Consider the following 219-nt stretch of genomic DNA (forward strand, 5'->3'; position numbering starts at 1 on the left):
ACGACCAGACCATCGACCAGGACCGCGTCCCGACGGGCCGGGTCACGGACCCGCTCGTACAACGGGGTCAACACCTCGTCCACCAACGGTTCCACCTCGTCCCGGTAGCGCTCCACGGTCGTCGAGCCGCGGCCGAACACCTCACCGAGCACGTCCGGCGCGAGGTTGTGCCGCAGCCCGAACAGCACCATCACCAGCGCCGTGTCCAGCGGCAACGCC

General features: G+C 69.9%; 1 protein-coding gene. It reads right to left on the minus strand.

All coding sequences use genetic code 11. From position 1 onward, the window contains the following. Positions 1-219: transposase family protein (locus ACFHWU_RS29665; RefSeq protein WP_416592373.1), on the minus strand; the 219-nt coding region annotated here is incomplete at both ends.

This window comes from Micromonospora sp. LOL_015, from assembly GCF_048060275.1.
GTDB lineage: Bacteria > Actinomycetota > Actinomycetes > Mycobacteriales > Micromonosporaceae > Micromonospora_E.